Origin of the sequence: Methyloceanibacter sp. (assembly GCF_049590335.1) — a bacterium.
Lineage (GTDB): Bacteria > Pseudomonadota > Alphaproteobacteria > Rhizobiales > Methyloligellaceae > Methyloceanibacter.
The window spans coordinates 1-6,971 of the sequence record NZ_JBAWCQ010000122.1; the positions used below are offsets into that span (position 1 = coordinate 1).

General features: G+C 59.4%; 9 protein-coding genes. 2 read left to right on the top strand and 7 right to left on the bottom strand.

Annotated elements, in window-relative coordinates; genetic code table 11:
* Positions 1 to 72 precede the first annotated feature (72 nt).
* A complete protein-coding gene (locus tag WBQ77_RS09810; RefSeq protein ID WP_424060035.1) occupies positions 73 to 828 on the bottom strand; it encodes an efflux RND transporter permease subunit in 756 nt (251 codons plus the stop codon).
* Between WBQ77_RS09810 and WBQ77_RS09815 the strand changes: the two genes are divergently transcribed.
* Positions 814 to 1,083, top strand: a complete 270-nt coding sequence (locus WBQ77_RS09815; protein ID WP_424060037.1) for a TetR-like C-terminal domain-containing protein — start codon at positions 814 to 816, stop codon at positions 1,081 to 1,083. The genes WBQ77_RS09810 and WBQ77_RS09815 overlap by 15 nt on opposite strands.
* Positions 1,084 to 1,137: 54 nt before the next feature.
* Here WBQ77_RS09815 and WBQ77_RS09820 read toward each other — a convergent pair whose 3' ends face one another.
* From WBQ77_RS09820 to WBQ77_RS09845, 6 genes are all read right to left on the bottom strand, one after another.
* Positions 1,138 to 1,818, bottom strand: a complete 681-nt coding sequence (locus tag WBQ77_RS09820) for a DUF454 family protein (RefSeq protein ID WP_424044842.1) — start codon at positions 1,816 to 1,818, stop codon at positions 1,138 to 1,140.
* Positions 1,815 to 2,300 carry a group III truncated hemoglobin gene (locus tag WBQ77_RS09825; RefSeq protein WP_424060039.1) on the bottom strand — a complete coding sequence of 162 codons (486 nt, stop codon included), beginning with the start codon at positions 2,298 to 2,300 and terminating at the stop codon, positions 1,815 to 1,817. The genes WBQ77_RS09820 and WBQ77_RS09825 overlap by 4 nt, the downstream gene beginning before the upstream one ends.
* A gap of 5 nt (positions 2,301 to 2,305) precedes the next feature.
* Positions 2,306 to 2,746 carry an RrF2 family transcriptional regulator gene (locus WBQ77_RS09830; RefSeq protein WP_424044837.1) on the bottom strand — a complete coding sequence of 147 codons (441 nt, stop codon included), beginning with the start codon at positions 2,744 to 2,746 and terminating at the stop codon, positions 2,306 to 2,308.
* A gap of 87 nt (positions 2,747 to 2,833) precedes the next feature.
* Positions 2,834 to 3,004, bottom strand: a complete 171-nt coding sequence (locus WBQ77_RS09835; protein WP_424044836.1) for a hypothetical protein — start codon at positions 3,002 to 3,004, stop codon at positions 2,834 to 2,836.
* A gap of 55 nt (positions 3,005 to 3,059) precedes the next feature.
* Positions 3,060 to 4,349: an NAD(P)/FAD-dependent oxidoreductase gene (locus WBQ77_RS09840; protein ID WP_424044834.1), complete on the bottom strand. Its 1,290-nt coding sequence runs from the start codon at positions 4,347 to 4,349 to the stop codon at positions 3,060 to 3,062.
* Positions 4,350 to 4,570: 221 nt separating this feature from the next.
* Positions 4,571 to 6,118 (bottom strand): cryptochrome/photolyase family protein, encoded by a 1,548-nt coding sequence (locus WBQ77_RS09845; protein ID WP_424044832.1) that lies wholly within the window; start codon positions 6,116 to 6,118, stop codon positions 4,571 to 4,573.
* A gap of 203 nt (positions 6,119 to 6,321) precedes the next feature.
* Here WBQ77_RS09845 and WBQ77_RS09850 point away from each other — a divergent pair, with 203 nt between their 5' ends.
* Positions 6,322 to 6,663, top strand: coding sequence for a tetratricopeptide repeat protein (locus WBQ77_RS09850; RefSeq protein WP_424060041.1), 342 nt, complete (start codon positions 6,322 to 6,324; stop codon positions 6,661 to 6,663).
* The last annotated feature ends 308 nt before the right edge of the window (positions 6,664 to 6,971 follow it).

The following is a 6,971-nucleotide window of genomic DNA, read 5'->3' on the forward strand; positions in this document are numbered from 1 at the left end:
TTCGCTTTCACATGGGCCCCCGACCAGGACGACCTGAGCATCCCGTAAGGCCTTTCGGATGCGGACGAGACCCTAAACCTCTTTGAGTCCGCAAGTAGCCAAGGCCGGGCCTGCGGCCGGCGCCACGACATCTCTCGACGGGAGCGTACCCCGTCTGGCCAGCAGCGCGAAGGCGGGCGGCACAAAGTAGAACGACACCACGGTCGAGAGCAGCACACCGCCCGCGATCGACATGGCGAACGGCGGCCAGAATCCGCCACCGGCCATGATCAGCGGCACGAACCCGCCGAACGTGGTCAGCGTGGTCGAGACGATGTGGCGTCCCTGCGCCATGACGATGTCCGCGATCCGCCGCGCGTCGGCGCGCAGCGCGCCCGCATCGGCCTGCAGCGCCGTGATGATGATGATCGCCGCGTTGATTGAAACGCCGATTGAGCCGATGACGCCGATCACCGCCTGGATGCCGAACGGGTAGCGGAAGATCGCCAGCGCCAAGAGGCTGAGCCCCATGGACAGGATCGCCACGATAAAGGTGATCGCCGAGAGACGGTAGGATCCGAATGTCAGGACGATCGTGGCAATCGTGAGTGCCACAATCAGGCCCACGGCACCCAGCAGGTTGCGCAATACCTCGTCGCGGGCGTCCGCGTCGCCACCGACCTCCAGCCGGTAGCCGGGCGGCAGGCTCAACCCGCTTGCGGCGATGCAGTCCTGGACCTGGGCCAAGGCGACCTCGGGCAAGACGTTGCGCTCCACGAAACCCTGGACCGTGTTGATGCGTTCGCCGTCGCGAACGAAAAGCTGTTTCGGCTCATGTTCGGCCAGCACCCGGCCATCAAGTCCGACGAGGAGGTGATCGGCGAAGGTATGGGCTGCTTCTCAAAGGTCATCGCGCAAGTGGCGATTTACTGCGAGCGCAACGGTGTACCCGGCAACCCGGACGAGCTCGCGGTGCGTCTATGGACTTTTGTGCATGGCGCCGCCTCACTTCTCATCGACGGCGACTATGGGATTGTGGCGCCCGATCTCGATGTCGATGCGCTAATCGAAGGCGCGGCCCCGCGACTATTGAGCCAGGGCTAGAGTTCCGTGATCACATGACGTGCGTGGACGGCTGTGAGGCTACCCATTCGCACGCTAGGCGCCGTCGCCTTCCGGCCGCGTTACGACAAAGCACATGGCCCCGGAAAGCACGACAATCTGTGCGGCCAGGACCCACACCGGTGCACCGACAAGCCACGTGATGGAGGGAGTCAGAACCATGACCGCAACGGCTAGGGTCTTGGTTCGCCGATTGATAGCGCGATGACGCTGCCAGTTGCTGATCAGTGGCCCGAATTTTCGATGCTCGGCAAGCCAGCGATGAAGGCGCGGAGAGGATTGTGCAAAAGCGTATGCCGACAGCAACACGAATGGTGTCGTCGGGACTAGCGGCAAAACCGTACCCGCCGCACCGAAGCCGAGCGAGGCGGTTCCGAGGGTCAACCATAACGGCCGCGCGGCGCGGTTTCGTTGCGACGCTGCCTTTCCCTCCCCTTGTGCCCTGTAGAATTCCACTTGAAAGCTCACCGGGTCCGCCACCTCGACACGATGCTCTACTTCGGGCTCGATGACGGCGAAAGAGTGTGCCTCGATCCGTTCGCGGGTGAGAGGCGGACCGACAACCACATAGTCGAGCGCCCCTTCCTTCACGAGAAGCTTGCCCCACACACCAGGCTTCGTGCTGTGCGAACCGGTGAATTTGCTCGGCACCGTCTTCTCGGTGAACAACGCGGATGCGGCGTATTTCGTCACGTTCTCTGGAAAGCCGGAACTCATGATTTTGGTCGCGCGCGCGCGGACATCGGAGACGCCACCGCGCCCGCTGCTTGCTTGGGCAAGTCCGGCAACCCGAACATGGCGAGTTGCAGGCTCTCTGCAATTCGCTCCGCGCGGACCATGAAATGTTCGGCGGCCTCTGGCGACGGCGCCGTGTCGTCCAAGGTCGATCGAAATAGGCTTAGCCAGATTCTGAAGTGTTCGGGGGTTACCCCCTCGAGCCTTCGATGGGCAGGCACCGGCTTACCGGAATAGGACCCGGCCTGAAGTGCGACCGAGGTCCAAAATTCCTTCATGCGCTTCAAGTGAAAGTCCCAGCCGTCTCCAATGACCCGCTCGAAAATTGGACCAAGTTCGGGGTGCGCGCGAATGCGAGTGTAGAATGCGTCGACCAAGAGTGAGACGTAGGCGAGGTCTACACCCTTGGCGACCGCGGCCTGCTGGAGTTCTGTGCGGCGTTCATGGAGGGGTCGTATGCTCATATGAATTACGCAGCCTCTTGAGCCAAGAGTGCTTCCAGGGATTTGTTTCGTTTGATCAGATCGTGGAGCGTATATCGGTCGAGGACCGCCAGAAAGGCACCGACGGCTTCAGCAAGAATGCCATTCAGCCGGCAGGCGCTGGTAATAACGCACGCTCCCCCTTCGGCGCTCATGCATTCCACGAGCCCAAAATCATTCTCCATGCAGCGAACGACATCCCCGATGCGAATAGCCTTCAGGGTCCTGACGAGCCGCACGCCACCGGACCGGCCGCGCGTCGTTTCAATAATGCCGCGTCTCGCGAGCACGTTCGCCACCTTCGTCAAATGGTGCTTCGATATGTGGAACCGGTCGGCAATAGCCGCGATCGTCACGAGCCGGCCCTGGTTCGCCGCCAAGTGCGACAGGAGCCGAAGTGCATAATCGGTTTGAAGGTTCAGCCGCATGGCAACTCCAATAAGACGTATATGATATACCACTTTTAGTAACTTGAAAATGGCAAACGCGGCCCGAATCCGCGCCCTTCCCAATAGCTATTTCGTCCACCAACGGTCCATCGGCGAGGGCGGAAAGCCGTTCTTCTCCGTCACGGGACGGCCGAACCCGTCCCACCATGCAAGCTGGATCTTGATCTCCCGCCATAGCGGCAAGAGAACGAGCACATGGCGGAACGAGCGATCGAACGCCCGGCCCGCCGCCTCCAAGGCATCCGGATCAAGGGCCGTTTCCAGTGCCTCGATCGCGGTGTCGCATTCGGACCTAAAGCGAGCTCGCTTCGACTTCGAGCGAATTGTCGATTCCCGAGACCCGCCCCCAAAAATCATTCATGTATTGCTGGTCGAAGCGCTTGATCGAGAATTCCGCCGCGAGCGGCGCGTAAGTGTCTCCGCCGCAGACGAAGTCCGCAACAATCTCCCCGAAAACGGGCGTGTATTTGAAGGCCTGACCGGCCCCCAAACAGTGCACAAGATTCGGCACGCGATAGTCTGGCCCGAGGATGAATTTCAGGTCCGGCGTGATATCGAAATAGGACTTGTAGCCCGAGCCGTAGACCGACTGATCTATATTATTGAACCGGTAGCGCGATATCTCCTCGTAAACTCGTATCTGCGTATAGCCGAGACCCTGGTTGGTCGGATCGCTGACTAAGTCGGCGCCGATAACTCCCAGCGGACTCTCAGCAAAGGCCCGCGCCGTTTCGCGCACAACGCGCTTGCGCGGCTGGTGCATGTGAATCTCATTGTCCCGCCAAAGCCGGAAGTAAGCCAGGTTGATGTAGTCGGCGATGATTGGGAAGAAACCTTCGATCTCACTGTAACTGGTGAGCCAGTTCACGACACAAACCGGCTCGACACTGACAGGGACCGATAGCCCGAGCGGTGCAAAGATTGCGGGGCTCCATGGCCCCGCTGCATTCACAACGTGCTCGCATTCCAATCTCTCTCCGTCGGCGGTTCGCACAGCAACAATCGATCCGCCTTCTCCACGCTCGAATCCTACGACCGCTGTCTTCTCGCGCACGTCAATCGAATTGTGCTGGAGAGCCTTGTAGAGAACGTTTCGAAACGCCGAGGGGTCAAATTGCAGCGCGCCGGGCTCCAGATAATATAGCTCATCGTCGTACAAGTTCACGAAGTCGGGCAGAATGTCGCGAGCCTCGTCGGCGCTCACTTTACGAAAGTCGATGCTCATGTCTCGCATCTGCCGCTCGAGAGTATCCCATTTGGTGTTTCCGCCCGCACCGCTGTCGCGCGCAATCCAAATGGCCCCGCACGCATCGAACGATGCGGAGACCCCCCAAAGATCCTCAAGCGCGTACCATTGTTCAGCTGCAATCTTCGCAAGTTCCGCAGCTATAGGGACGGCGTTAGCCGAGCGCACGATACCGGAGTGCCGAGCGGTCAGTCCGGAACCGACAAAGCTCTTCTCAAGAACGCAAACCGCGCCATCGGCCTTTCCGCTTTGCTGCAAGCGACGCTGGACCGAGATAGCGGAGGCGCAGCCGAGGCAGCCACCGCCAATGATAATCGAATGATAGCGTGTACGCACGAGCTAGCTCCTAGTCGATTGGCCATGTATGTCCCCTACTCTAAGCTCTGGCCGTTCCGCAAGGGTGTGGGGCAAATACATTGCGATCCTTCGCAATGTGAAGCGCCGCGAGGCGTCTCAATGGAAGTATCAACTGCTCAGGGCACGTCCTGAGAACCAAGAAATGTGTCGGTCTATGACAGCACCGGAAGGGCGATTGCACCTGCCTATCGTGCCCGCGCTTAGGCGTGTAAGCGGTGCATAAACGCCGCCGCATTACGCCGCAGCGCGGCTATGTAATCTTCGTCCATCCCGTCCAAGTTGCGATATGGAAAAGCAAGCCGCGGATTGGATGCGAGCTTGTCGCGGTGCCGATCAAGAAAGTCCCAGTAGAGATAGTTGAACGGGCAAGCGCGCGGCCCCGTCTTCGATTTGACCTCATAGCGGCAGTCTGAGCAGTAGTCCGACATCCGATTGATGTAGTTACCGCTCGCCGCATACGGCTTGGAGCCCAGCAACCCGCCATCTGCGAACTGACTCATGCCAAGCGTATTGGGAAGCTCGACCCATTCATATGCGTCGGCGTAAACCGCCAAGTACCACTCATGAACGGCTCGCGGGTCCACGCCTGCGAGCATTGCGAAGTTGCCTGTGATCATCAGCCTCTGAATGTGATGAGCGTACGCTTCGTCACGGGTTTGCTCGACGCAGGTGCTTATGCAGGCCATGTCCGTTTCGGCCGTCCAATAGAACGCCGGGAGTGGGTTGTGATGTTCAAGGAAGTTTTCTTTTACGTAGCTGGGCATCCGCAGCCAATAGATCCCTCGCACATATTCTCGCCAGCCGATGACCTGGCGAATGAATCCCTCGGCTGCATTCAGGCTGACTGCGCCGGCCCGATATGCCGCGTCGATGCGCCGGCAAAGCTTCAGCGGGTCCAGCAATCCCGCATTGAGGTAAAGCGACACGACCGCGTGGAACATATAGGGCTGGCCTGAGAGCATCGCATCTTGGTAATCGCCAAAATGGGCAAACGAGGTCTCGATGAAATGGTCGAAAGCCGACTCGGCCTGTCGACGCGTGACGGCGAACCAGAATGGCTGCAGCACGCCGAAATGGTCGCCGAACCGGTCCTCGACGAGCACCAGCACGTCCCTTGTTATCGCGTCGACTGGAAACAGTTTTGGACCTGGGATTCTTAGCCCCTTCTTTGGCGGCTTTCGATTGTCGGAGTCAAAGTTCCAGCGGCCGCCGCACGGCTTTCCGCTCTCATCCATAAGGAGGCCAGTCTTACGGCGCATTTCACGATAGAAATTCTCCATACGGAGCTGTTTACGTCCGTCCGCCCAATCTGCGAACGCGACCTCCGAGCATAGGAACCGGTCGTCTGCCATGATATTAATCTCGAAGTTCCGCTGCGCACGAAGTCTTTCTAACTCGTCGAGCAGCCGCCACTCGCCTGGCTTGGTGACAAGCACGCGAGAGCAGCCGTTGCGGATGAGCGCCCGCTCGACCTCTCCTGGGATCGAGCCCCTGTTCCCCTCGTCATCCAGACGGACATAGTCCACGCACCATCCCGCGGCGGAAAGTTCCTTGGCGAAGTGACGCATGGCCGAGAACAGAAAAGCGATCTTCTTCTTGTGATGGCGAACATACGACGCTTCCTGCTGCACCTCCGCCAGCAGCACAACATCCCGATTGGGATTGGCCGCGCGCAAGGCTGCAATACTCGGCGACAGTTGATCGCCTAGGATGAGGACAAGCTGTTTGGGGCTTCTGCCGTTCACCATCGAACCTCGAACACATCTGTCGTTGCGAACCGTAACCTGCGCCGAATCCTATCGCCGAAATCCAACGTGATCCATTCATCCGACCGCCGTGTCTAAAAGTAGCCCGCGAATTATTCGCCTGTTTCTGAAGTTGCGCCCATGACTGCTCTCACTCACATAGCACTCCCGGATCTGGTCCGCTGAAGCCCCCTGAGAGGCCAACGGTGCGAATTGGGACCACAATATTGCTAGCCTTGCTGGCTGCTGTCGCAATCCTCGGAAGCGCCACAGACGTCCGCGCCCGGAGCGATTTGGAAAAAGGCTGGGCCGCTTACGAGAGAGGCGACTACGCGCTGGCGGCCAAGCAGACCAGGCCATATGCCGAGCAAGGCGACCCAGAGGCGCAGTTCATGCTCGGTCGCATGTACCAAGAGGGCCGAGGCGTCATCCAAGACCATGCCGAGGCGGTGAAGTGGTATCGGCTCTCGGCCGATAAGGGACAGCCATTCGCCCAGAACAATCTCGGCGTCATGTACAAGAACGGTTGGGGCGTAAAGCAGGATTAGATGGAAGCGTATATTTAGTTCAGCCTTGCCGTGACCTACTATTTCGACTTCGAGGAAATGAACTTGGAGCGCGCGCGGCAAAATCGGCTGTTCGTCTCAAAAAGAATGACCCCGGATGAGATCACTGCCGCCCAAAGGCTCGCAAGAGACTGGGTCCCGAAGCCCTGCGCGCAAGGCACCTCCACCAAGCTGCTCGCGCGGTGACGCACTACCGCTATCCGCGCTATGTTTATCCGCGCGCGCGCGGCTATGCACGGCGTCAATTGCGTCGCGAGGCCATCCACGGCTGGTAGTGCATAGAGATTGTT